Raw genomic sequence first — 379 nt, 5'->3', positions numbered from 1 at the left:
GTACCGGAATAACCAAACTCGCTGGCACTCCACCCCTGCTCTGCGAACAGAAAGGGCGCCAGGCTGTAGTAACCGAACAGCATGGTATTGAACAGGGCGACCAGCAGGGCGCTGCGCCAGAGTCCACCATCCCGAGCCATCCGGCACGCCAGTGGCCACAGGGCAATACTGGTCGTGGTTTCTGGACGAGTTTCCGGCAACCGCCAGCTGGCGATCAACCCTAGCACCAGGGCCAGCACCATCAGGTCGCTGAAGACCCCTAGATAGCCAAACTGCTCGGCCAGCAGACCACCACTCACCAGCCCCAGCACAGGGCTGATGGACAGGGCCGCCCCCATCACAGAGAAGACCTTGGCCAAATCACTGCCCTGGTAGCTGT

At 61.5% G+C, this 379-nt stretch carries 1 protein-coding gene; it reads right to left on the bottom strand.

The genetic code is table 11. From position 1 onward, the window contains the following. Positions 1-379, bottom strand: a 379-nt coding sequence (locus JWG43_RS19410; RefSeq protein WP_205244522.1) for an MFS transporter, incomplete at both ends; no start/stop codon positions are given.

The sequence above is a fragment of the Desulfobulbus alkaliphilus genome (assembly GCF_016918545.1).
GTDB classification, from domain to species: Bacteria; Desulfobacterota; Desulfobulbia; order Desulfobulbales; family Desulfobulbaceae; genus Desulfobulbus; species Desulfobulbus alkaliphilus.
This window is presented reverse-complemented; position numbering and strand designations above follow the sequence as displayed.